Genomic DNA, 23,980 nt, shown 5'->3' with positions numbered 1-23,980 from the left:
GCCGTTTGTCGCGCCCGCCGCACCTTTTTAACGAGTGCAGGGAACTTGACTGTTCATATTTTTTGAATCAAGTCATCAATTAGATTCAAAAATCAGCAATTCATGCCCCCCTAGACTTCGGGGCATGGCATCCAACCACACTTCCTCTTTTGACGCTGGCACCAAGCGCTATAGCCTCACGGCCATCGTGTTGCATTGGGTGCTGGGCGCTGCACTTCTGGGCATTTTTGCGGTCGGTCTGTACATGACCGATTTGCCGTTTTCGCCCACCCGCTTGAAGCTCTACAACTGGCACAAATGGGCGGGTGTGACGATTCTGGTGCTGTCTGCCTTGCGTTTGCTGTGGCGCCTGACACACCGCCCGCCCGCATTGCCCGGCAATATTTCCAAAGCCATGCCCGCATGGCAGCACTGGGCCCACCACGGCACCCACCACACGCTGTACGCCTTGTTTTTCCTGGTCCCGCTGATCGGCTGGGCGTATAGCTCGGCATCCGGTTTCCCGATCGTGGTGTTCGGCGTGTTGCCTTTGCCAGACTTTGTGCCGGTCGACAAGGCCTTGGCAGAAATGATCAAGCCTTTCCATGAACTAACTGCGTTTGCCTTGATCGGACTGGCCGGTCTGCACATTGCCGCTGCACTCAAGCACCAGTGGATCGACCGCGACGGCCTGATCAACCGCATGTTGCCCGGCCGCGACTGAACTCTTTAACTGATTGGATTTGACATGATGGTTTCCCGCGTAATTCTGTCCACCGCGATTGCAGCGTCTGCACTCCTCGGCACATCTGCCTTTGCCCAGCAAAAGCTGGTGCCCGCCCAAAGCGAGATCGTGTTCGTGAGCAAGCAGATGGGTGTGCCGGTGGAAGGCCGCTTCAAGAAGTTCGATGCGCAAATCGCCTTCGACCCCGCCAAGCCTGACGCCAGCAAGATCGCGTTCACCGTCGACATCGCCAGTGCCACCCTGGGTGTGCCCGAGACCGATGCCGAGTTGCCCCGCCCCAACTGGTTCAACACCGCCAAGTTCCCGCAAGCGACCTTCCAGTCCACCGCCGTCAAAGGCTTGGGTGGTGGCAAGTTTGAAGTGAGTGGCAAGCTGGCCATCAAGGGCAATAGCCGTGATGTGGTCGTGCCCGTGGCCCTTGTTCAGAGCGGCGCCACCACCACCGTGACCGGTACCTTCCCGCTCAAGCGCCTGGCTTTCAAGATCGGCGAGAACGAGTGGGCAGACACCTCCATGGTCGCTGACGACGTGCAAGTCAAGTTCAAGCTCGCGCTGACCGGCGTGGGCAAGATGTAAGTTTTTCCAGTTCTTTTTTAACCAACCCGTAAATCAGGAGTTTTTATGCGTACTTCCCTCATCGCTGCCGCTTTGGCACTGTCCGCTTTCGCCGGTGCTGCCAGCGCCCAATCCGCGACTTACGCGATTGACTCTTCCCACACTTTCTCCAGCTTTTCGTACAACCACTTTGGTTTGTCCAACCAGCAAAGCCGTTTCAACACCACCACCGGCACCGTGACCTATGACAAGGCCGGCAAGACAGGCGCAGTGGATGTCGTGATCGACATGAAGACCGTGGAAACCGGTTCGTCCGCTTTCAACGGCCACATCCAGGGCGAAGACTTCCTGGACACCACCAAGTTCCCTACCGCGACTTTCAAGTCCACCAAAGTGGTGTTTGAAGGCGACAAGCCAGCAGCTGTCGAAGGCAACCTGACCATCAAGGGCATCACCAAGCCTGTGACCCTGAAGTTGACCAACTTCGTGTCTACCTCTCACCCGATGAACAAGAAAGACGTTATCGGCGCCAACGCCACTACCACCGTCAAGCGCAGCGAATTCGGCGCTGGCAAGTTCGCGCCTGCAGTGGGCGACGACGTGACCATCACCATCGCTATCGAAGCGATCAAGCAGTAATCTGCCACCAGACCGCGCTCCCGCGGACTGATCTGAAGGCCCGCCGCAAGGCTGGCCTTTTTTTATGCAAAATCAGCCTCTAGCGCACGAATTATCTGCGCAGTAAGCTATATTTTTCATAGCAACCAGTCATCCGCTTGTACCTCTATGTCCGCTTCTGAATCGCCCGCCTCTTCTGCCGTGTTGATCGCCCGTGCTTTGCGCTGCAGCGCAGGCCCGCACCGTTTGTGGGGCCCGCTGGATGTGCAGCTGTCGGCCGGCGTGACCTGGGTGACCGGCGGGGAAGGGCGGGGCAAATCGAGTTTGCTGCGCATGCTGGCTGGTGACCTCGTGGTGCCGGGGAGCAATCTGCAGCTGGCCGGCACCGGCCTGCAGACCGACCCTGCCAAGTACCGCAAAAAAGCCTTTTGGATGGACCCACGCACCAGTGCCTGGGACCAGTCTTCTCCCTTGCAGTTTTGGGAGCAGGGCAAGCGCCTCTGGCCCCTGTGGAGTGCGGAAATCTGCCGCGAGCTGGCGTCCGCCTTGGGGCTGGACGAGCACCTTGCGAAACCGATGTACATGCTATCCACCGGCTCCAAGCGCAAGGTTTGGATTACGGCGGCCTGCGCTAGTGGTGCGGAGCTCACCTGCTTGGATGAGCCCTTCGCCGCCTTGGACCGTGCTTCCATACGCACCATCACCGAGCTGCTGCAGGATGCGGCGGCACACAGTTCGCGCGCCTGGGTATTGGCAGACTATGAAGCGCCTGCCGGGGTGCCACTCGCCGCCACCATCGATTTGGGCGATTGAGACCATTGAATTTCGTCCTTTTGACTAGGAGAACCCTATGACTTCCCGACTGCCTACCTACTTTGTGTCCCACGGCGGTGGCCCTTGGCCTTGGATGGCAGATATGCGCGAGATGCTGGCCAGCTTGGATACGGCTCTGGCCGATATGCCGCGCCAGATCGGCCGCACACCCAAGGCTGTTCTGATCATCACTGCGCACTGGGAAGAGCGTGCTTTTACCCTGGGCTCCAGTCCGGCACCCGGCATGGTCTACGACTACGGTGGTTTCCCGGCACACACCTACTCGGTGGTGTACCCCGCACCGGGTGCCCCTGAACTGGCTACGAGGGTACAGGGTCTGCTGCAAGAGGCGGGTCTGCCCGTGGCGCTCGACTCCGAGCGTGGCTACGACCACGGCACTTTTGTGCCCTTGGCCGTGATGTACCCGGATGCACAAGTGCCGGTGTTGCAAATGTCCTTGCGCGCGGGGCTGGACCCGGCTGAGCACATCGCCTTGGGTCGTGCACTGGCACCATTGCGGGATGAAGATGTGTTGATCGTGGGCAGTGGCCTGAGCTATCACAACCTGCGCAATTTTGGTGCGGGCGGGCGGGCTCCGTCCAAGGCTTTTGACGTCTGGTTGCAAGACGTCATGGCCGCTGCACCTGCGGTGCGGGCAGAAGCACTGGTGAACTGGGAGTCCGCGCCGGCCGCCCGGATCTGCCATCCGCGTGAAGAACATTTGTTGCCGCTGATGGTGGCCGTGGGCGCTGCCTACGACGACGCTGCAGAGTGCGTGTACCACGACGAAGCGGTGTTTGGCGGCGTGACGGCGTCCAGCTTCCGCTTCGGCACAACCAGCTAAACGTAGGGGGCCTGAGGCCCGGGCGCGGTTCAGGGGCTGGCAGCCGTTTCTCGGTACGCAGGTTGCGCTGTGCGTGCGGGCAGCGCCCGGTGCTGCGGGGACACGGGTGCAGCCGGTGTCTGGGCTGAGACCATCTCGTCCAGAATATCGAGGGCATATTCGCAGACCAGAGCCGCGTGTTCGAGTTGACGGTTTTTGTCTTCCAGTGCCGGAATCTCGTCGGTCCTTCCCAGCAGCATCAGGCCGATTTTGCGCTGGTTGTTAAACACCATGTGTTTGGCATCTGACATGCGGTCTTTGATCCGCTTGCGGCAAGCGCCCAGCCAGTCCTCTTCCTCGAGCACCCATTCAGCCAAGGTGGCTGCAATCAACGTTCTCGCGGCGCGGCGAAAGGCAAGTTGGTGGGGTGATGCGGCGGTTTTGAGTGGGGCGGACATGGTTTTGTGCCCTCTGGCGGGGCTCCCTGCTTTGGATGGAGCCAACGATAAGGTTTTTCCTGGTCGTCAGGGGCCGTCAATTGTTGTCCTCTGGACAATCTGACGCAAAAAACCGCCGATATGTGAACTTTTGCGGGCATTTGCCGCTACTCCGTGGCGGCCTGCGGCAACGCACCAATCAGTAGCTGCTGTTTTCCTGGGCCTGCTTTTGCACGAATGGGGGCTGCCGGCCCACGGTTTCTTCCAGCAAGATCAACTCCGAATCGCGGTGATTGATGATGGGTGCTGGCCGCAACACAGGTTGGCTGCTGTCGTAACTGATGTACATCGGCATGTCGTGGTACCTCGTGGTCAAGCTGCGCGCGAGGCCGGGGTTTGCGAGCGGTTGGATATCTGCAGTCCCGTAGCACAGGCAGAAATAGAGTTGAGTTTCCTGCGCTTCCATGTAGCAGGCGGTACCCCGGATACCCACGGTTGCGCCCCGGGTCTCGATGCGTTTCGGACCGGGGCCAAACACCGCAAGCGCTTTGCCACTGATCAGCCGCAGCACACTCACCACCTCGTCTTGGGCGAATTGCAGGCTGCTTTTTTCACGGAGCAAGTAGGCGTTGTCCCCCATCACAAACACCGTTTCGCTCAGAGCGCCGGTGCTGATGGTGTCCCCGGGCATGATCGCTTGTTCGATACGGGCCACGCCGCCGTTGAGAAACACTTCGCCCTTGATTCGGCGTATGCCGCTTTGCAAAGGGCGCTGGCCCATCGCCAGTGCATCCACCAAACCGCCCAAGCTACTGATCGCCACACTGTTTGCGATGAATTGACGCCGATTGCTCATTAGGTGAATGTTGAAAAGTGGAAGAAGAGCGCCCCGTGGATACCCAGTTGATGGCCCAAGTACTGCAAAAGATAGCGCCATTCGGCAGGGGCGTCTAGTGCCCTCTCCGGCTGACTGCAGTGCGCGGGCTGTACGCCACTAGGCGTATTTCCGGTTCGGGCGGGCAAACCTACAGTCACTCCATCGCATCACACAACCTCTTCTGAGTTTGTTCCGCGAGAAGTGAGATGGATTTGTTTAACCCCCCGGAGAAGCCCACATGCAACGTCGTTTTACTTTGAAGGCACTCACAGCTGCCGTCGCCCTCACCACCTTGTCAGCAGTGCCCGCCATGGCTGCAGACACGATCAAGGTCGGTATCCTGCACAGCCTGTCCGGCACCATGGCCATTTCGGAAACCGTGTTGAAGGACACCGTGCTGATGGCGATTGACGAGATCAACGCCAAGGGCGGCGTGCTCGGCAAAAAGCTGGAGCCTGTCATCGTCGACCCCGCCTCCAACTGGCCCCTGTTTGCTGAAAAGACCAAGCAGCTGCTGACGCAAGACAAAGTCTCGGTCATCTTTGGTTGCTGGACTTCGGTTTCCCGCAAGTCGGTGCTGCCTGTGGTGGAAGAACTGAACGGCCTGTTGTTCTACCCTGTGCAATACGAAGGTGAAGAGCTGTCCAAAAACGTGTTCTACACCGGTGCTGCGCCCAACCAGCAAGCCATCCCCGCAGTGGACTACCTGATGAGCAAAGAAGGTGGCGGCGCCAAGCGTTGGGTGCTGTTGGGTACCGACTATGTGTCCCCCCGCACGACCAACAAGATTTTGCGTGCCTACCTGAAGTCCAAGGGCGTGAAAGAGTCTGACATCGACGAAAAATACACCCCGTTTGGCCACAGCGATTACCAGACCATCGTGGCTGACATCAAGAAATTCAGCGCTGGTGGCAAGACCGCGGTGGTATCCACCATCAACGGTGACTCCAACGTGCCCTTCTACAAAGAACTGGGCAACGCCGGCCTGAAAGCCAAAGACGTGCCCGTGGTGGCCTTCTCGGTGGGCGAAGAAGAGTTGCGCGGTGTGGACACCAAGCCATTGGTCGGCCACTTGGCGGCATGGAATTACTTCCAATCCATCAAGAACCCTGCCAACACTGAGTTCATCAAAAAATGGTCTGACTACGCCAAGGCCAAGGGCATTGCCGGTCACAAGGACAAGCCTTTGACCAACGACCCGATGGAAGCGACCTACATCGGTATCAACATGTGGAAGCAAGCCGTCGAGAAGGCTAAATCCACCGACACCGACAAAGTGATCGCCGCCATGGCGGGCCAGACTTTCAAGGCACCAAGCGGCATCGTGTCCAAGATGGATGAGAAAAACCACCACTTGCACAAGAGCGTGTTCATCGGCGAGATCAAGGCCGACGGCCAGTTCAACGTGGTCTGGAAGACTCCGGGCCCTGTGAAAGCCAAGCCATGGTCTCCCTACATCGAAGGCAACGACAAGAAGCCTGATGAGCCCGCAAAGAAATAAGGCGTCGGCAGGGAGAGGCTAGCGTTTAGCCAGAGCCGCCACAGCCTTGAAAAGGGCGTGGCGGCTTGTTGTTTTTACTCCGGAGAGATTGGCGTATGCCAAAAAAATTACTTCAATTGCTCACAATTGCTATGCTTTTGATAGCTACTCGCGCAAGCGCTCTGAGTGCTGACGAGGCAAAAGCCATTGCAATTGGCGAGAGCGATGCGCGTGTGGCGGCATTGCAGAAGGCGGTGGAGAGCGCCGATGCGCGCACCGTGCGCTTTATCCAAGCGCTGTCCGATGATGCCGTCAAGCTCGTGGGCGAGGTTCCAGTGATGGTGATCGATGGCAAAGGCCTCGACCCGGTCACGCTGGCCGAAGTCACCGTGCCGGACACGGCGGAAGACGTGATGAACAACAACCGCATGCGCGGCGAGCTCGACACCGCGCTGGCCGCGGTCAAGCTCTTGTCGCCAGAGGTGGCGATACGTCGTGCCGCCATTCAAACGCTGGGTGGCCAGGTCGATACCGGCAAGCTGCCTTTGCTGGAGAAGGCGCTCGCCACCGAGACCGAACCCGCCTTGAAAGAGGCCCTGCAGCAACTGCGCGCTGCCGCGCTGCTGGGCAGTGACAACCCGACCGAGCGTTTGGCCGCTGCCACCGAACTCGGCACCAGCGCCCAAGCCGCTACCAAAACACTGCTCGTAGAGCGCCTGCAGGCGGAGACAGATGGTGCCGTCAAAGCCGCACTCCAAAAAAGCCTGGGCGCCGTGGAGGCGCGTCTGGCTTGGGGCGACCGCCTAGGCGCTATTTTTAGCGGCGTGAGCTTGGGCTCCATCTTGCTGCTGGTGGCTTTGGGGCTGGCGATTACCTACGGCTTGATGGGCGTGATCAACATGGCCCACGGCGAACTGATGATGATCGGGGCCTACGCCACTTATGTGGTGCAGGTGCTGTTCCAAAAATACCTGCCCGGCGCATTCGACTGGTACCTGCTGGCGGCGGTACCGGTGGCTTTCATGGCATCAGCGCTGGTGGGCGCGGCCCTGGAGCGCAGCGTGATCCGTTTTCTCTATGGCCGTCCGCTCGAAACCTTGCTCGCTACCTGGGGTATCAGCCTGATGCTGATGCAGCTGGTGCGCACCCTCTTTGGCGCGCAAAACGTGGGTGTGGAGAACCCTAGCTGGATGAGCGGTGGCGTGCAATTGCTCGGCAATCTCTCACTGCCCTACAACCGCTTGGTGATTGTGGGCTTCGCAGTGGCTGTGCTGGCTGGAGTGTGGTTTTTGATTGAAAAAACACGACTCGGCCTGTTTGTCCGCGGTGTGACCCAGAACCGCCCGATTGCCAGTTGCATGGGCGTGAACACGGCCCGCATTGACACCTATGCCTTTGCACTGGGCTCCGGTATTGCCGGGCTGGCGGGCTGCGCGCTCAGCCAGGTGGGCAACGTGGGGCCGGACTTGGGCCAAGGCTACATCGTGGACTCGTTCATGGTGGTGGTGCTCGGTGGCGTGGGCCAACTGGCGGGCACGGTTTACGCCGCCATGGGCTTGGGTGTTTTGAACAAATTCCTGGAAGGCTGGACGGGCGCCGTGCTGGCCAAGATTGCGGTACTGGTCTTCATCATCATCTTTATCCAGAAGCGTCCGCAAGGCATTTTTGCCATGAAGGGCCGGAGCGCAGAAGCATGAGCAACATCACCTTACCTACTCCCCAACCCCTGTTGTCCCGCACCGGCTGGGCCGCGTGGCTGGCCGCGCTGATCGTGTTGTGCGCCTTGGTGCCGGTCTTGAACCTCATGGTGCCGGAGGGCAGCGTGCTGCACCTGAGCGACTTTGCGGTGGCACTCACCGCCAAGATCATGTGCTACTCGATTTGTGCCCTCGCGATGGGCTTGATCTGGGGTTACACAGGGATTTTGAGCCTCGGCCACGGCCTGTTCTTTGCACTCGGTGGCTATGCCATGGGCATGTACCTGATGCGCCAGATCGGGCTGGACGGCAACTACAAAAGCAACCTGCCGGACTTCATGGTGTTCCTGGATTGGAAAGAGCTGCCCTGGCACTGGGCACTGTCCGGCAGCTTCGGCGCCACGCTGTTTTTGGTGGTGGCTGTGCCGGGGCTGGTGGCCTTTGTGTTTGGCTACTTTGCCTTCCGCTCGCGCATCAAGGGCGTGTATTTCTCCATCATCACCCAGGCCATGACGTTTGCAGCCATGTTGCTGTTCTTTCGCAATGAAACCGGCTTCGGTGGCAACAACGGCTTCACCGACTTCAAGCGGATTCTGGATATTCCGATTGCGACCTCCAGCATGCGCATGACGCTGTTTGTGATGACAGCGGTCACTTTGTTGCTGTTTTTCTTGATGGCCCGCTGGCTGGTGGGCAGCAAGTTCGGACGGGTGCTGCAGGCGGTTCGGGATGCGGAGAGCCGCGTCATGTTCAGCGGCTACTCCACCCTGGGCTACAAGCTCACCATCTGGACCATCTCGGCCATGATGTGCGGCGTGGCGGGCGCACTGTATGTGCCGCAGGTCGGCATCATCAACCCCAGCGAAATGAGCCCGGCGAACTCGATCGAAATTGCCATTTGGGCCGCTGTGGGCGGCCGGGCGACGCTGATCGGGCCGATTGTCGGGGCCTTCATCGTCAACGGTGCGAAGAGCTGGCTTACCGTGACCTACCCCGAATTCTGGCTGTACTTTCTGGGGGCGCTGTTCATCGGTGTCACCCTGTTCCTGCCCGATGGCGTGGTGGGTTTGATCAAGAAACTGAAGGGAGGGAAGGCATGACTCCCGATCTGTTGGAACAAGGCGCACGCCGGGTCGAAGCGCGCCTGGCCGCACTGGCCGGGCAAACCGCACAGACAGAGTCCGGCGGCCGGACTGCTGGTTTCGGCCGCCTGGCCAGCCAAGGTGAGGTCGATGTGACCCACGGGCGCATCCTTTACCTGGAAGATGTGCACGTGAGTTTTGACGGCTTCAAGGCGATCAACGGCTTGAGCCTCGATATCGCGCCCGGAGAGCTGCGCTGCATCATCGGCCCCAACGGCGCGGGCAAGACCACGATGATGGACATCATCACCGGCAAAACCCGGCCCGACAGCGGCACCGTGTTTTTTGGCAGCACCATCGATTTGTTGCGCTACAAAGAATCCGAGATCGCGCAGCTGGGCATTGGGCGCAAGTTCCAGAAGCCCACGGTGTTTGAGCAACTCACGGTGTTCGAGAACCTGGAGCTTGCGTTGAAGACCAACAAAGGCGTCAAAGCCTCCATGTTCTTCAAGCTGGACTTTGCCCAGCGGGACCGGCTGGCGGAGATCCTGCACACCATCCACTTGGCTGACAGTGTGGGGCGGCAGGCCGGTAACCTGAGCCATGGCCAGAAGCAGTGGCTGGAGATCGGCATGTTGCTGATGCAAGACCCCAAGTTGCTGCTGCTGGATGAACCAGTAGCCGGCATGACCGACGAGGAAACCGAGCGCACCGCCGAGCTGTTTTTGACCCTCAAGGGCAAGCACTCACTGATGGTGGTGGAGCACGACATGAGCTTTATTCGCACCATCAGCGACATCGTCACTGTGCTGTGTGACGGCTCGGTGTTGGCCCAGGGCACGCTGGATCAGGTGCAGGCCGATGAGCGTGTGATCGAAGTTTATTTAGGCCGTTAAGGCGAGTTCTCCATGCTTGAAGTAAAAAACATCAACCAGTACTACGGTGGCTCCCACATCCTGCGGGACGTGAGTCTGGAGGCCGAGGTGGGCAAGGTCAAGGTCATTCTGGGCCGCAACGGCGTCGGCAAAACGACCCTGCTCAAATCGTTGATGGGGCTGGTGCCCATCAAGTCCGGCAGCATCTCTATGGATGGCAAAGAGATCCACAAGCTCACGCCTTACGAGCGCGCCCGCTTGGGGCTAGGGTTTGTGCCTCAGGGCCGCGAGATTTTTGCGCGCCTTACCGTCGAAGAAAACCTGCGCATGGGCTTGGCCTACAAGCCGGCCGGCACACCGATTCCGGCCGAGTTGTTTGAGTTGTTTCCGGTGTTGCAGCAAATGCTGCACCGCCGGGGTGGCGACTTGTCGGGCGGGCAGCAGCAGCAGTTGGCGATTGCGCGCGCGTTGGCCGCAGGCCCCAAGGTGCTGATTCTGGATGAGCCCACCGAAGGCATTCAGCCCAGCATCATCAAAGACATCGGCCGGGTCATCCGTATGCTGGCCGACCGCGGCGACATGGCTATTCTGCTCGTAGAGCAGTACTACGACTTTGCCCAGGAGCTGGCGGACAACTACATCGTGATGGAGCGCGGCGCGGTGCTGGCACGGGGCATGGGCCAGAACATGGAAGTTGACGGCGTGCGCGCCCTCGTGGCGATTTAAATGCCGGGTACCAACAGGTCCGGTGCTGCCGCTTCGGCGGGGGGCGTGATCTCTGCGGATTTCATATAGGCCGGCGCCACACGTTTGCCAGTGCGCAGCACCAGGCCACCCGCTTGGCGCTTTTGCTCGCCGGGGGAGCCCCGGTTCACAATCGAGCCGCACCGGGCCTTGAGCTGTTGCACCATGTCTATCAGTTCGGTTGCCGAGTTAACTTTGGCGCTGTGTTTTTGCAGTAGCTGATAGGCGTTGTCGATCAGGCGGGGGTTCAAGGTATCCCGGCCATGCAAGATCAGGTTTTTGACGGCATGGGTCGGGTCCCCCTTCAGGCTCAGGGCCATGGCCGTCTCGGCGTATTCGAGCACCTGGGCTTGTGCCGCACGCAATCGGTCGGCGTAAGGTGGGTAGGCTGACGCGCTGGCGGCCAGCAATTCGGTGAGCGAGCGGTTGCTGCAAAACCGCCGCCCAATCACATCAATCGTCTCTTCCAGCTCGTTGAGCTGAACCGCCTTGTGAGAGAGCTGGGCCATCAGGGCAATCAGGTTCCCTGCCGACTCGAAATCGAAAGAGGTTTCCCGCACGGTGCCCGTCATTGCGCGCACGGTGTCGACCGCCTTGGCGAACTGGTGCTGCTGGATCAGATTCAGTGCGGCCACCACATCGGCCAAACGTTGCAAACGCGGGTTGCCATCGTCACGGTCGAGCAAGCGCAGCAGGTCGTCATGGCAGCGTTGCAAACCTTTGCGGTCGCCCGTCGTAAGCCGCGTGAAAGCCAGCATGACCAAGGTTTGCGCATCGAACATTTTGGAGTCCAGCCCGAGGCGAACCGTCTTGTCCAGCAAGCCCTCTGCAGCCACGGTGTCGCCGCTGTAGTAGGTCATCATGGCCAGGTTTTGTACTCGGCTGATGGAGGCCGGCGTCAAGGAGGCCGCCATCTTGTAGGTCTCCAGCGCTTTGTCGAACCGCCCCAGCTCGAACTGGGCGCGGCCCATCACGTCGTAGGCATCTGCGTAGTTCGCATCTTCGCCCAGCAACTTTTCCAAGGCGGTGGTGGCCTGGTTGATCTGCCCGGCGTCCAGCTGGGCACGGGCAACCCCCAATTTGGCCCAAGGCAAGGTCTTGGCGGTGACAACGGCCTTGTAGAGGGTTTGCGCTTCTTGCGGGCGGGACAAGCGCAGCAGCAATTCGGCGCCTACCCGGGCGGCATAGAGCCAGAAAGGTGCGCGTGTTTCAAACCGCTCCAGGCACAGAGCGGCGGCATCTTCAAAGCGCTCTTCTTCTACCGCGGTGAAGATCTCTTGCAAGGCCGCCTTACGCGTTCGGGCCGCAGCCAGCCTTTCACTCAGGTGGGTGGCTTTGTGCGGCTTGAGCATGTAGCCATCCAGGGCGGACTCTGCTGCTTCCGCCACTTTGGAGTACGTGGCCTCTGCGGTGATCATGATGAACACCGTAGAAAAAGGCAGCAGTTGGTTGCGTCGCAAGTCGTCCAGCAGGTCCTGGCCTGACATGGCATCGGTCGGGAAGTGCTGCTCGCACAGCACGAAATCAAAGGTCCGGAACTCCAGTTGCCGCCGCGCATCGACCGCGCGCGCAGCCTGAGACACGGAGGCGACCCCAAAGTCGCGCAACTGTGAAACCAGTATGGAGCGTGAAGTGGGGTTCCCGTCAACGACTAGGGCGTTGCAGGTGGAGAGGTCATAGTCAATCGCAGCCATTGGGCACATTATGGTGGGGCCAACCGCGATTGACCAGAAAAGCTACATGGCCCAGATGCGCGGATCCTGCCCCGCCATTTGCCACGCCTGCGCGCGCCACTGTTGGCGCACCGTGCGCAAGAGCTGCATGGCGGGCTCTACCGTGGGTGCCAAGACCCGTAGCACCAGTGTGCGGGTGTTGGGGCTGGTCACGCCGCCGGTGGGGGCGAGCGGGTGTTCCCGCAAAGTGTCGCGGGCGAGGTCGATCAGAGTTTCTTTGTCCGAACGCTTCCAGGGGGTGCCACTTGCAAAAAACAAAGTTGCCAGGCAGCGGTGGCCTGCGAGGCCAGTGGGCCCGTCCATCAAGCGATGGTCGTCCGCACGCAGGCGGCCACGTTCCAGCCAAACTCCGGGTATCTCCAGGTGCTGGTCGAGCCAACCGCTCATAAAAGGCAGCTTGGCATGTGGCAGGCCGAGTGCCGTGATGTCCCAGCCTATGCACTGTGCACCGGGTGCGAGGTTCAGTTGAAGCTTATTGATCGCGTTACACGCGTCGTAGCAAATGGCCTCCAGGGGGAGCCATTCCAGGCGCGCGTTTTCCTGCAGGTGCAGGCGGGTGGTTTGGGTGGCGACTGGACCGTCCGAGCGGTAAAACCGGGTCGCACCCGGGGTGGTAACCAGCCCGTGTGCTCCCGGGCCGACCGACACATTCAGCTCCAAGGTGTCTCCACCCACCAAGCCGCCGGGCGGATGCACCAGCACGTTGTGGCAGATGGTGTCGCCCTCGGGGTAGAGGCTTTGCAAAATCCGGAGCGGCCCGCTATGGTCATAGCGGGCCACACAGCGCTGGTTCTCGACCTGGTAGTTGAGGTTTAAACGGGCATGCCAAACCATACATCAATGGTTCTGCGAGCCACGGTGCGCCCAGCCGGTAGTGCGCTTTTCAATGGCGCTGAACAGCTCGTACATCACCATGGCCATCGCCCCCACCACCACCAAACCGGCAAAGGCCAATCCCATCTGCATCGCGGAGCCTGCGCTGATGAGCAGGTAGCCAATGCCTTCATTAGCCGCTGTCATCTCGGACACCGTAGTGCCCACAAATGCCAGGGTAATGGCGACTTTGAGCGAGCCATAAAAGTAAGGCATGGAGCGGGGCAGGCCCACTTTAATGAGCACGTCCCAGCGCTTAGCGCCCAGCACCCGCAGCACATCTTCGAGCTCAGGCTCTAAGGTGGCAAGGCCGGTGGCAATGTTCACCATGATCGGGAAAAAGCTGATCAGAAAAGCCGTCAGGATGGCCGGGCCCACGCCAATGCCGAACCACACCACCAGAATCGGCACAAATGCCGCCTTGGGTAGCGCGTTAAACGCTGTCATCAGCGGGTACACCGCAGCGTAGGCTAGGCGCGAACTGCCGATTACAAAACCCAGCAACACACCCACCACGATGGCAATGCCAAAGCCCGCCATGGTCACCCAGAAGGTGCGCCATGCGTGGCCCGCGATGATGCCTTTGAACTCCCAGAATTGCGTCCAGATCCGCCAGGGGCTCGGGAACACAAACTCCGACACATCCAGCGCGCTGCATAGCACTTGCCACAGGGCAATGAAAAACACCAGCAACACCCAGGGTGCCCAAGCTTCAACTCGTTTGTTTGTCATGGGCCGCCTTATTGGGTAATGGCACCGGATGCCGCAGGCGCAGTCGAGCGCATGGCGCCGATGTGCCCGCGCAGCTCGTGCACGATGTCGGTGAACTCTTTGGTGTAGGTGATCTCTAGGTCGCGCGGGCGCGGCAGGTCGATCTCGCGTTTCACCACAAAGCGGCCGGGGCTCTTGCTCATCACGTAGACCGTGTCGGCCAGAAACACCGATTCGCGCAGGTCGTGCGTCACCAGAATCACGTTGAACTGCTGCTCGGTCCAAAGGTCACGCAAGATGCACCACAGCTCTTCGCGGGTGAATGCGTCCAGGGCGCCAAAGGGCTCGTCGAGCAACAGCATCTTGGGTTCATGGATCAGCGCGCGGCAAATACTCGCCCGCTGCTGCATGCCGCCCGAGAGCTGCCAAGGGAACTTGTCTTCATAGCCGCCCAAGCCCACTTTTTGCAGCAGCTTGCGTGCGCGCTCTTCGTATTCCTTGCGCTTGGCTTTGAAGTTGCTGCGGTAGGGCTCCACGATTTCCAGCGGTAAGAGCACGTTGTCGACCGTGGTGCGCCACGGCAGCAAAGACGGCGCCTGAAAGGCCATGCCGGAAATTTTGAGGGGCCCGGTGACAGGCTCGTTATCGATCAGGATCTTGCCCTTGGAGGGCATTTTCAAGCCGGTGGTCAGCTTCATGAAGGTGGACTTGCCGCAGCCCGATGGGCCGACGATGGCGATGAACTCGCCTTTACGCACCTTGAGGTCGATGGCTTCGACCGCAAAGTGGTTCTGCTTTAGCAGCTCATCGTTGTAGGCAAGCCAGACATCCTGAAAATCAACAAACCAGGGGGATGCTGGTGTTGTCATGCTTATTTCTTGGGAAGGATGTTGAGCTCAGCCTTGGAGGGCAGGTAGCTGGCATTCCACACCACATCGGGGTTGATGCGGGTTTTGGTGTTGAACGCGTCTGACACCTGGGACGCCATCAGCGACAGGCGCGGTCCGTTGACCTGGCCAAAGCCTTCTGCGCGGGCATTGGCGCTGTTGATGACGGTGTCGATGGCCAACTTGAGGCGGCGTGTTTCCAGGTCCGCATTGATGATGCCGTCGCGCGCCTTCACATCAGCAATCGCCGCGGAGGGGTTGGCGATCACGTCTTTGGCGCCCTTGGCAAACGCGGCCAGGAAGGCCTTCACTGCAGCGGGGTTGTCTTTGAGGATCTTGGGCGAAGCGATGATCGCGTTGCCATACAGCTTCACGCCGAATTCGGGGTAGGGCAGGATCACCACGTCTTCGGACTTGACGCCACGCGCTTCCAAGTTCAACAGCGAGGTGAAGGTGAAGCCGGTAATCGCGTCTACATCACCACGGGCGAGCATGGTTTCGCGCAGGGGTGGGTCCATCGCGGTCCACTGAACGCCGCTCACATTGTTGGCCTTGGCAAAAATAGGGAAGGCGCGGCGGCCTGCGTCAAACACGGGTGCGCCGAGCTTTTTGCCGTTCAAATCGGCCGGCGTCTTGATGCCGGACTTTTTGAGCGCCATCACCGAAGCGGGTGTGTCGTTGTAGACCATCATCACGGCGATGGGCTTGTTGGGTGCATCCGGGTTGTTGGCGTGGAACTCCATCAGCGCAGCCAGATCCGCAAATCCCATGTCATAAGCGCCAGACGCCACGCGGGTCACCGCACCGCCCGAGCCGTTGCCGGCGTCGATGGTCACGTCCAACTTGGCATCTTTGAAGTAGCCCTTGGCCGCAGGTGTCAAAAACAGGGCGGATGGACCCTCAAAGCGCCAGTCCAACTGGAACTTGATCGGCGTGCTTTGGGCCATGGCAGAACCGGCGGCCACTGTGGCAGCGGCAAATGCGATCGCGTGGAGAAACTGGCGTTTTTTCATGGAAATTCCTTCATGGTTTTCGGATGCCAACTGTCAAGCAAGAAGAATGCCCAACTTTGGGGCATTGCTCTTTCCAAGTTCATTCTGCGCGCTGGGGGTGGGTTCTAATGTTGGGGTTTATCTGGGTGTGACTCGCTCCAGAGCACTTCGATACCTGCGAACCTCCTGATAGGTGTTGATGGGGGTGCTGCGAGTGGACGCAGTCAGGCCCTCAGCCCTTCAACAAATCCAACAGCGTCCGCGCTACTACCTTGGTGGCCTTGCGCAGGTCGTCCAAACTCACCCGCTCATCCGCGCGCTTGGCGTGCGATTCCAGCACGGTGCGAGGGCCGGCGCCGTAGATGACGCCTGGAATGCCGCGCTCAGAAAACAGACGCACATCGGTGTAAAGCGGGGTGCCCATGGCGGGGATGGATTCGCCAAACAAGGCTTCGCCATGTTTTTGCAGCGCATCAACCAGTGGCTTGTTGCCTGCTAAGGGCCGCATGGAATTGGCCAGCAGCAGGCGTTTGATGTCTACCGAGATGCCGGGCACTTGGGCTGCGGCATCCGCAATCACCTTGCGGATGGAGGCTTCCACTTCGGTGGGGTTCTCCTCGGGGATCATGCGGCGGTCCAGCTTGAAAACCACTTTGCCGGGAACCACATTGGTGTTGGTACCGCCTTCAATGCGGCCCACGTTCAGATAGGGGTGGTTGATACCGTCCACATCGGAGGTGACTTGCTTGTACAGCGTGTTCTGAGCGTATAGCGCGTTCAGGATGTGTACCGCGCCTTGCAGGGCGTCCACTCCGGACTCGGGGATAGCGGCGTGCGCCATCTTGCCGTGCACCGTCACTTCCATTTGAAGGCAGCCGTTGTGTGCGGTGATGACTTGGTAAGAAAAGCCTGCCGCTAGCAGCAGGTCGGGCTTGGTGAGGCCTTTTTCCAACAACCAGCCCGGGCCGAGTTCGCCGCCGAATTCTTCGTCGTAGGTGAATAGCAACTCCACACCGCCCTTGAGCGGCAGACCCAAAGATTCGAGGGCGCGCACCGCAAAGGTGTAGCTGGAGAAATCGCTCTTACTAACCGCAGTGGCGCGGCCGTACATGTTGCCGTCGGCAATCTCACCGCCGTAGGGGTCATGCGTCCAGCCTTCGCCGGGGGGCACCACGTCGCCATGGGCATTCAGGCCGATGGTGAGTCCGCCCGCAGAGTACGGGCGACGCACCACCAGGTTGGTGATGCTTTGCATGCCGGCGGCCTGCACTTCACTGGCAGGCACACTGTGTTTCTCGGCCTGCAGGCCCATGGCGGCCAGCAGCTCGGCGGTGCGCTCGGCGTGCGGGGCGTTGTTGCCGGGCGGGGTGTCGGTGGGTATGCGCACCAGTTCTTGCAGAAAGCGCACTTGCTCGTCAAAGTGTGCGTCAATCCAGGCGTCGAGTTGTTGGTAGTGGGTGGTCATGGGGGGCAAACATTCAGGCCGCGTGGGCCAGTTGGTGCAGCAGATGGCTGAACACATCTACCGCGAGTTGCATGTCGTCGCTGGTGGTGGATTCCAGCGGGTTGTGGCTGATGCCGGAGTTCAGGCCACGCACAAAGAGCATGGCCTGGGGGAGGATGGTGTGCAGCTTCATCGCATCGTGCCCGGCGCCGCTGGGCATGCGGTGCAGGGGTACCCCCAATGCGGTGACTGCGGCTTCCCACCGCTGCTGCCATTCGGGCGCGCTGGGCGCCGCGCTGGCTTGCATGGTGCGGGTGAGGCTGTGGTGCAGGCCGCGCCGCTCGCAGATCAGGCGCAGGCCGGTGAGCACTTTGGCCTCCAGTGCATCGCGCTGTGCATCTGACGGTGCGCGCAAATCTAGCGAAAACTGGCAGCACCCGGGCACCACGTTGATGGAGCCGTTGGGCACCTGCAGTTGCCCCACCGTGCCCACCGAGTCGCCATCCTGCGTGGCGCAGTGCTCCACCAGCAAGATCAGCTCGGCCACCGCAGCGGCGGCGTCGCGGCGCTGGCCCATGGGCGTGGTGCCCGCGTGGCTGGCCATGCCGGTGATCTCGCCCACATAACGCACGCTGGCGTTGATGGAGGTGACCACACCCAGTGGAATGTCCAGCGCGTTGAGCACCGGACCTTGCTCGATGTGGACTTCGACAAAGCCTTGGTAATCGGCAGGGTTGCGGCGGATGGCGCCAATAGCATTCACGTCCAACCCAGCTATCGCCATGGCGTTGCGCATGGAAACACCATCTGCGTCCGTCTGGTCCAGCCAAGCGGGGTCAAAGTCGCCGGTGAGTGCGCCCGAGCCCAGAAAGGTGGCTTTGTAGCGCTGGCCTTCTTCTTCGGCAAAGGCCACTACTTCCAGCGCGTAGGGCAAGCGCTGGCCTCGGGCCTTGAGCGCTTGCACACAGGCCAGTGGCACGTAGATGCCCAGCCGGCCGTTGTACTTGCCACCGTTGCGCACCGTGTCATAGTGGCTGCCGGTCAGCAGGGTTTTGGATGAAATAGGGCTCTGGCGCAGGTCCGGTGTGCGCGGGTAGCTATTACTTTCATAGCGCCCCACCACATTGCCCACCGCATCGATGGTGGCGCTGTCGCAGCCGGCGGCCAGCATGTCGGCCTGGATCTGGCGGGCGCAGGCTAGGTGCGCATCCGTCAGGTAGGTCACGGTCAATTGACCGGTCCCCACGTAGGCTGCGTCAGTGTGTTGGGCCAGCGCCTCCTGCCAGTCCCACACCTGATGGCCTTGTGTGGGCGAGTAGCCAAACTTGTCGTTCAGGCGGATCTCGGCAATGCGGTGCACATTGCGCAGACACTCAGCCAGCTCAAAGTCCGGGTGACCCTGCACGCGGCGCTCCAAGGTGGCGATGATCTCTGCTTTTGAGAGGCCTGTACCGCGCGGGCCGCGTACCGCGAGGATGAAGGGGAAACCGAAGCGCGCGTTGTACTCCGCATTCAGGCGCTGAATTTTGTCGAACTCGGCGGGCGTGCAATGCGTGAGGCCGGCCTTGCTTTGCTCATTGGTGCTCTCAGTGGTGAGGCTGTTATCCACCATCGCTTTGCCGGCCAGCTCGGGGTGGGCACGCAAGAGTGCAAGCTGGGGCTCGCGTCCCGCTGCGGCGACCACTTGCACCATGCTGTGTTTGAAGGCTGACAGTGACACAAAGGGCCGTTGTTGCAAGGCCGTTTCCACAATCCAGGGAGAGTGTTCGTACAAGCCGTCAAGGCGTTGTGCAGCCTCCGGTAGTGGCAGGGTATTGAGATGTTCCAGAGTCAGTGTGCTCATGGCTCAGCCTTGGTAAGGATGCGTAGCTTTCCAGTGCCGCGCAATGTCGATGCGTCGAGCCACCCACACGTTGTCGTGCCGCCCAATGTGGTCCAGAAAGCGCTGCAGCGCCGTAATGCGACCCGGGCGCCCCAGCAGGCGGCAGTGCATGCCAATGCTCATCATCTTGGGCGCATTCAGGCCATCCGGGTCCCCTTCGGCGTAGAGCGCGTCGAAGGTGTCCTTCATGTACTGGAAGAACGGGTCTGCGTGCGAGTAACCCTGGGGCAGGGCAAAGCGCATGTCGTTGCAATCCAGCGTGTAGGGCACGATGAGTTGGGGCACCACGCTGCCGTCCGTTTTTTGCACCTTCATCCAGAAGGGCAGGTCATCGCCGTAGTAATCGCTGTCGTACTCAAAGCCGCCGTAGTCGGCCACCAGGCGGCGGGTGCGCGGGCTGTCCCGCCCGGTGTACCAGCCCAACGGTCTTTCACCGGTGAGCTTTTCGATGGCGGCCATGCCCAGCTGCATGTGCTCGCGCTCCTGCGCCTCGTCCATGTTCTGGTAGTGGATCCAGCGGTGGCCGTGGCAGGCAATCTCGTGGCCCAGTTCCACCAAGCGGCGGGTCAGCTCGGGGTAACGCTCCAGCGCCATGCCGACGCCGAACACCGTCAGCGGCAAGCCACGTTTTTCGAACTCGCGCAGGATGCGCCACACACCGGCGCGTGAGCCGTATTCGTAAATGCCTTCCATGCTGATGTGGCGGTCGGGATAGCTGGCGGGGTTGAACATTTCGGAGAGGAATTGTTCAGAGCCTGCGTCTCCGTGCAAAACGCTGTTTTCGCCGCCTTCTTCGTAGTTGAGGACAAATTGCACGGCCACGCGGGCCTGGCCGGGCCACTGGGCGTGAGGCACGTGTTCGCCGTAACCCACCAGGTCGCGGGGGTAGGCTTGGGTGGTGTCGTAGGTGTGATTCATGTCGATTCGTCAGGGGGCAAAGACAGGCCGGCTTCTACGTGCTGAAGGTGCTCGTCCATCAGCCGCAGGGCCAGGGTTTCGTCGCGGGCTTCCAAGGCATCCACCAGTGCAGCATGCTCCTCGTGCGAGTGGGCTGCCGAGTCGCTGGACTGGTACATCAGTGTGATCAGCGAACACCGCGAGAGCAGGTCCATCAGCATCAATGCCAGCACTTCATTGCCGAGCAACTGGGCCATACGCACATGGAAGTCGCCCAGCAACTCGGTGCGGTTACTGATGGTGCCGCCATGGACGGCATTTTGTTCTTCGGCAATGTGTTGACGCAGGGCATCGATGTGTTCTGGGTTAGCCGCCGCGATGAATGCACGGACCATGCCGGCCTCCAGCATCCGGCGCACCGCAAACACCTGCCTCGCCTCGGTCACAGACGGTGCTGCCACAAAGGCGCCACGCGCCGGTTCCATGTGGATCAGACGATTGCGCGAAAGCTGGAACAAGGCCTGCCGGATCAGCGTGCGGGACACGCCGAACTGGTCCGCAAGCTTTTGCTCGGCCAGTTTGGCCCCGGGGGTGAGCTGGTGGTCCACGATGGCGGCGGTAATCGCCTCCACGATGAAACCGGTAGTGGTGGTCTCCATCAAGTCATGATACCGAGAATGACTAAAAGTGTATACACTTTGATTTTTCAACAGAAAGGCAGGCGCCATGGGCTTGAGCACGCACGTACTGGACACCATGCACGGCACCCCCGCATCGGGCATGTCAGTGGCGCTCTACACCACACAGACCACCACGCAAGGCGAGGTGGCGACGCTGGTGAAAAGTTTTGTATTGAATGCGGACGGCCGCAACCCGGACGGTCCGCTTTATGACAATGCAAGCCTGCAAAAAGGCACTTACAGGCTGGTATTTGATGTGGCCGGCTATTTCAAGGCCCGCGGTGTGGCCCTGCCCGAGCCCAACTTTTTGAACCGCGTGGCGCTCGACTTCGGCGTAGCCCATGCCGACCAGCACTACCACGTGCCTTTGCTGGTCAGCCCGTGGAGCTACTCCACCTATCGCGGTTCTTGACCGGCTACATCTGGCCTTCGGTCAAGGTATCCAATTGAAAACGTCCGCTCTTGTGCCACAACCAAGTGTCTGTGTAGGTCACTCGGCCCATGCGCACCGGCGCGGGGTAAGGCGCGGCTGCACGCACCGAACGCTCGATATCGGCCATGACCTCAGGGGCATGGCTGGGCGCGCGCATCCAGCGGATGTCAGTGACGTGACCTTTGCGGTCGATATCAACCTGCAATACGCCCACGGCGTAGAGCAGGGGAGGCATTTTCCCGCTGTAAATGCGCTTGGAGTTTTTGGAGTACAGATGCCCGGCAGCGTCCCTGCGGTAATCGCGCGGCGTGACCGCTTGGGATTGCAGTGCGGGTGGCGCTTCAGGAATCACCACCGGGGGAGCAGGTTGGGGGGTTACCACTGCAACCGGGGGCTTTTCGGGTTGCGGGGCAGGTGGGGTCACGCTGCAGGCGCTGAGGATCGCCAACACAGTCACGCTAAGCGCGAGGCGGGTGCTGCTCCAACGGGGTGCAGGCACGAAATGGGTCAATCGGGGCATGGCGGATCTCCTTGTTTTTTGCGCCGTCGTACTGTGCAGCAAATTATGGAGTTGCGGAATATCGGAAGCCCTCAAAAGGTATCTGTTTGTGAGTAATTTGTCCGATTTATTGCGTGTGTTGCAGCAGCACCCGGTGGTGCTTGTCTCGGTGGTGGCGACACGGGGCTCTGTGCCGCGGGATGCTGGCGCCTGGATGGCGGTGTTGCCGACCGGGCTATTGGGCACCATCGGCGGAGGTCGACTCGAGCTCGACGCCGAGGCCGCAGCACGCGCGCTGCTGGAGGCTCACCATTCGAGCCAAACAGTGGCGCCTGTGGAGAAGCGCATGGGGTTGGGCCCCAGTTTGGGCCAATGCTGTGGCGGCGAGGTGCAGCTGCGCTATGAGTTGGTGCAAGCTGCGGATGCGCCTGCATTGCGCGATCGATTGGCCCCTGCCTTGTGGCCTGTGGGGCTGTTTGGCGGCGGCCATGTGGGGCAGGCGCTGGTACAGGTGTTGGCCCATCTGCCCTTTGAGGTGACCTGGGTGGACAGCCGCGATGGCGTGTTTCCTGAACAGGTGCCATCTAACGTGCGCTGCGAGCATTCGGAGCCAGTGCAGTCTGCCGTCGCAGACCTGCAGCCAGGCAGCCGTGTGCTGATCATGAGTTTCAGCCACGCAGAAGATCTGGACATCGTGGCCGCCTGCCTGCTGCGCCAACGGACCCGGGGCGATTTGCCTTACATCGGTCTCATTGGCAGCCGGACCAAATGGGCGGTGTTCAGCCATCGCCTGGCCGAGCGCGGCTTTAGCGCGGCTGAACTAGCGCATGTCACTTGCCCCATTGGTGTGCCGGTGGTCAAGGACAAGCGGCCCGAAATTATTGCGGTTGCTGTAGCGGCCCAACTCTTGCAAGTGGTTGACCCGGCGGAGCCTGATGCGGCCGCGGGCGCTGCCGGACGATTGGAAACCTGAGGAGAACACCGGATGGAAAGCTATTTACTCGATTGGGCCAACTTGCTGTTGCGCTGGGTGCACGTCATTACCGCGATTGCGTGGATCGGTTCCTCCTTTTATTTTGTGTTTCTCGACAGCAGCCTGACGCCGCCGGAAGACGACGACCTCAAGAAACAAGGGGTGAGCGGCGAGCTCTGGGCCGTGCACGGTGGCGGTTTCTATCACCCGGTCAAATTCGCCGGAGCGCCGCCCAAGTTGCCGGGCAACCTGCATTGGTTTTACTGGGAGAGCTACAGCACCTGGCTCACGGGCTTTGCATTGTTCACGGTGTCTTACCTGTGGAGCGCAGGCACTTATTTGATCGACAAATCGGTCATGGCCTGGCACCCGCATGCTGCGATTGCGGTGGCACTGTCATTTTTGGTGGTGTTCTGGTTGGCCTATGACGGTATTTGCCGGGTTTTCGGCAAGCGCAAACATGGCGATGCCATTGTGGGTGCGCTGGTCGCGGTGCTGGTGTGTGTGGCCTCGTACTTGGCCTGCCACTGGTTTGCTGGGCGCGCTGCCTTTTTGCTGGTGGGCGCCATGATGGCCACGGCCATGAGTGCTAACGTGTTCTTCTGGATCATTCCCGGCCAGCGCACCATGGTGAAAGACATGGCTGCCGGTCGTGCTGTAGACCCGATCCACGGTAAGCGCGGCAAGCAGCGCAGCGTGCACAACACCTATTTCACCCTGCCGGTGTTGTTCGCCATGCTGAGCAACCACTACAGCTTTACCTATAGCCATCCGCAAAACTGGCTGGTGCTGATTGTGATGATGGGGGCCGGTGCCGCTATTCGCCAGTTTTTTGTACTGCGCCATGGCTACAAGTTGGCCCGCAATCCGCACCCTTGGCCCTATGCGGCAGCCGGTGTGGTGGCGATTTTGGGTTTGCTGGTGTGGCTCAAGCCAGCGCCACCCGCTAGCGCCCCTGTTGCTACGAATTCTGTAGCTGCAGGTGCAGTCGCTGCGGGCGCTAGCGGCACTATCGGCTATCAAGATATCCAGCCTGTGTTGGAGCAGCGTTGCTACATGTGCCACGGGGCAGCGGTGCAAATGAAAAACGTGCGCGTCGATAGCCCTCAAGCCCTGAGCAGCCACGCCCAGGCGGTGTACCAGCAGGTGGTGGTAAGCAAAATCATGCCGATGAACAACTCCACCAACATCACCGATGCCGAGCGCGACATCGTGAAGCGCTGGTTCGAGGGCGGTGCAAAGACGGAGTAG

General features: G+C 60.4%; 25 protein-coding genes. 13 read left to right on the top strand and 12 right to left on the bottom strand.

The features are described from left to right. Positions 1–124: 124 nt before the first annotated feature. The 5 genes from RAE19_RS05105 to RAE19_RS05085 all read left to right on the top strand — a co-directional run bounded on the left by RAE19_RS05105 (position 125) and on the right by RAE19_RS05085 (position 3,554). The gene (locus tag RAE19_RS05105) at positions 125–703 is read left to right on the top strand and encodes a cytochrome b (protein WP_313873898.1); all 579 of its coding nucleotides are present in this window, start codon (positions 125–127) and stop codon (positions 701–703) included. A gap of 27 nt (positions 704–730) precedes the next feature. Beyond that, positions 731–1,300, top strand: a complete 570-nt coding sequence (locus RAE19_RS05100; RefSeq protein ID WP_430962563.1) for a YceI family protein — start codon at positions 731–733, stop codon at positions 1,298–1,300. A 45-nt stretch (positions 1,301–1,345) separates the two neighbouring features. Continuing rightward, positions 1,346–1,918: a YceI family protein gene (locus tag RAE19_RS05095; RefSeq protein ID WP_313873896.1), complete on the top strand. Its 573-nt coding sequence runs from the start codon at positions 1,346–1,348 to the stop codon at positions 1,916–1,918. Positions 1,919–2,065: 147 nt separating this feature from the next. Further along, the gene (locus tag RAE19_RS05090; protein ID WP_313873895.1) at positions 2,066–2,710 is read left to right on the top strand and encodes an ABC transporter ATP-binding protein; all 645 of its coding nucleotides are present in this window, start codon (positions 2,066–2,068) and stop codon (positions 2,708–2,710) included. A gap of 37 nt (positions 2,711–2,747) precedes the next feature. Continuing rightward, positions 2,748–3,554 carry a DODA-type extradiol aromatic ring-opening family dioxygenase gene (locus RAE19_RS05085; protein ID WP_313873894.1) on the top strand — a complete coding sequence of 269 codons (807 nt, stop codon included), beginning with the start codon at positions 2,748–2,750 and terminating at the stop codon, positions 3,552–3,554. Positions 3,555–3,583: 29 nt separating this feature from the next. Here the strand turns inward: RAE19_RS05085 and RAE19_RS05080 are convergent, their stop codons facing one another. Both RAE19_RS05080 and RAE19_RS05075 read right to left on the bottom strand, forming a co-directional pair. After that, positions 3,584–3,991 carry a hypothetical protein gene (locus RAE19_RS05080; RefSeq protein ID WP_313873893.1) on the bottom strand — a complete coding sequence of 136 codons (408 nt, stop codon included), beginning with the start codon at positions 3,989–3,991 and terminating at the stop codon, positions 3,584–3,586. A gap of 178 nt (positions 3,992–4,169) precedes the next feature. Next, entirely contained in the window at positions 4,170–4,826 is a 657-nt protein-coding gene (locus RAE19_RS05075; protein WP_313873892.1) for a FecR domain-containing protein, read from the bottom strand. Between the two features lie 259 nt (positions 4,827–5,085). On the opposite strand from RAE19_RS05075, the gene urtA reads away from it, so the two are divergent. The 5 genes from urtA (at position 5,086) to urtE (ending at position 10,707) form a co-directional block, all read left to right on the top strand. After that, a complete protein-coding gene (urtA, locus tag RAE19_RS05070; protein ID WP_313873891.1) occupies positions 5,086–6,348 on the top strand; it encodes an urea ABC transporter substrate-binding protein in 1,263 nt (420 codons plus the stop codon). A gap of 131 nt (positions 6,349–6,479) precedes the next feature. Next, a complete protein-coding gene (gene urtB, locus RAE19_RS05065; RefSeq protein ID WP_313873890.1) occupies positions 6,480–8,024 on the top strand; it encodes an urea ABC transporter permease subunit UrtB in 1,545 nt (514 codons plus the stop codon). Continuing rightward, positions 8,021–9,124, top strand: coding sequence for an urea ABC transporter permease subunit UrtC (gene urtC / locus RAE19_RS05060; RefSeq protein ID WP_313873889.1), 1,104 nt, complete (start codon positions 8,021–8,023; stop codon positions 9,122–9,124). Before urtB ends, urtC begins: the two co-directional genes overlap by 4 nt. Continuing rightward, the gene (urtD, locus tag RAE19_RS05055) at positions 9,121–10,002 is read left to right on the top strand and encodes an urea ABC transporter ATP-binding protein UrtD (protein WP_313873888.1); all 882 of its coding nucleotides are present in this window, start codon (positions 9,121–9,123) and stop codon (positions 10,000–10,002) included. The genes urtC and urtD overlap by 4 nt, the downstream gene beginning before the upstream one ends. Before the next feature lie 12 nt (positions 10,003–10,014). Next, on the top strand, positions 10,015–10,707 hold the full coding sequence (gene urtE / locus RAE19_RS05050; protein WP_313873887.1) for an urea ABC transporter ATP-binding subunit UrtE: 693 nt from the start codon (positions 10,015–10,017) through the stop codon (positions 10,705–10,707). Here urtE and RAE19_RS05045 read toward each other — a convergent pair. The 9 genes from RAE19_RS05045 to RAE19_RS05005 all read right to left on the bottom strand — a co-directional run bounded on the left by RAE19_RS05045 (position 10,704) and on the right by RAE19_RS05005 (position 20,803). Beyond that, positions 10,704–12,419: a response regulator gene (locus tag RAE19_RS05045; protein ID WP_313873886.1), complete on the bottom strand. Its 1,716-nt coding sequence runs from the start codon at positions 12,417–12,419 to the stop codon at positions 10,704–10,706. The genes urtE and RAE19_RS05045 overlap by 4 nt on opposite strands. 42 nt (positions 12,420–12,461) lie before the next feature. After that, positions 12,462–13,292, bottom strand: a complete 831-nt coding sequence (locus RAE19_RS05040; RefSeq protein ID WP_313873885.1) for an urease accessory protein UreD — start codon at positions 13,290–13,292, stop codon at positions 12,462–12,464. A gap of 3 nt (positions 13,293–13,295) precedes the next feature. After that, on the bottom strand, positions 13,296–14,063 hold the full coding sequence (locus tag RAE19_RS05035) for an ABC transporter permease (protein ID WP_313873884.1): 768 nt from the start codon (positions 14,061–14,063) through the stop codon (positions 13,296–13,298). 8 nt (positions 14,064–14,071) lie between these two features. Further along, positions 14,072–14,911, bottom strand: a complete 840-nt coding sequence (locus RAE19_RS05030) for an ABC transporter ATP-binding protein (protein ID WP_313873883.1) — start codon at positions 14,909–14,911, stop codon at positions 14,072–14,074. Positions 14,912–14,913: 2 nt separating this feature from the next. Next, a complete protein-coding gene (locus tag RAE19_RS05025; protein ID WP_313873882.1) occupies positions 14,914–15,942 on the bottom strand; it encodes an ABC transporter substrate-binding protein in 1,029 nt (342 codons plus the stop codon). Between the two features lie 211 nt (positions 15,943–16,153). Beyond that, positions 16,154–17,386 carry a M20 family metallopeptidase gene (locus RAE19_RS05020; protein WP_313873881.1) on the bottom strand — a complete coding sequence of 411 codons (1,233 nt, stop codon included), beginning with the start codon at positions 17,384–17,386 and terminating at the stop codon, positions 16,154–16,156. Between the two features lie 13 nt (positions 17,387–17,399). Next, the gene (gene uraD, locus RAE19_RS05015; RefSeq protein ID WP_313873880.1) at positions 17,400–19,208 is read right to left on the bottom strand and encodes a 2-oxo-4-hydroxy-4-carboxy-5-ureidoimidazoline decarboxylase; all 1,809 of its coding nucleotides are present in this window, start codon (positions 19,206–19,208) and stop codon (positions 17,400–17,402) included. A 3-nt stretch (positions 19,209–19,211) separates the two neighbouring features. Further along, complete coding sequence (gene puuE, locus RAE19_RS05010) at positions 19,212–20,165, bottom strand: allantoinase PuuE (RefSeq protein ID WP_313873879.1); 954 nt, start codon at positions 20,163–20,165, stop codon at positions 19,212–19,214. Next, positions 20,162–20,803 (bottom strand): GntR family transcriptional regulator, encoded by a 642-nt coding sequence (locus RAE19_RS05005; protein WP_313873878.1) that lies wholly within the window; start codon positions 20,801–20,803, stop codon positions 20,162–20,164. The genes puuE and RAE19_RS05005 overlap by 4 nt, the downstream gene beginning before the upstream one ends. A gap of 67 nt (positions 20,804–20,870) precedes the next feature. Between RAE19_RS05005 and uraH the strand changes: the two genes are divergently transcribed. Next, positions 20,871–21,236: a hydroxyisourate hydrolase gene (uraH, locus tag RAE19_RS05000; protein ID WP_313873877.1), complete on the top strand. Its 366-nt coding sequence runs from the start codon at positions 20,871–20,873 to the stop codon at positions 21,234–21,236. A gap of 4 nt (positions 21,237–21,240) precedes the next feature. Here uraH and RAE19_RS04995 read toward each other — a convergent pair whose 3' ends face one another. Further along, positions 21,241–21,777, bottom strand: coding sequence for an energy transducer TonB (locus RAE19_RS04995; RefSeq protein WP_313873876.1), 537 nt, complete (start codon positions 21,775–21,777; stop codon positions 21,241–21,243). Positions 21,778–21,865: 88 nt separating this feature from the next. Here RAE19_RS04995 and xdhC point away from each other — a divergent pair, with 88 nt between their 5' ends. Both xdhC and RAE19_RS04985 read left to right on the top strand, forming a co-directional pair. After that, complete coding sequence (gene xdhC, locus RAE19_RS04990) at positions 21,866–22,729, top strand: xanthine dehydrogenase accessory protein XdhC (protein WP_313873875.1); 864 nt, start codon at positions 21,866–21,868, stop codon at positions 22,727–22,729. A gap of 12 nt (positions 22,730–22,741) precedes the next feature. Then, positions 22,742–23,980, top strand: a complete 1,239-nt coding sequence (locus RAE19_RS04985) for a urate hydroxylase PuuD (protein WP_313873874.1) — start codon at positions 22,742–22,744, stop codon at positions 23,978–23,980.

The sequence above is a fragment of the Rhodoferax potami genome, assembly GCF_032193805.1.
GTDB classification, from domain to species: domain Bacteria; phylum Pseudomonadota; class Gammaproteobacteria; order Burkholderiales; family Burkholderiaceae_C; genus Allorhodoferax; species Allorhodoferax potami_A.
The sequence above is the reverse complement of the archived record's forward strand: the minus strand, read 5'-3'. Positions and strand labels throughout refer to the sequence as shown.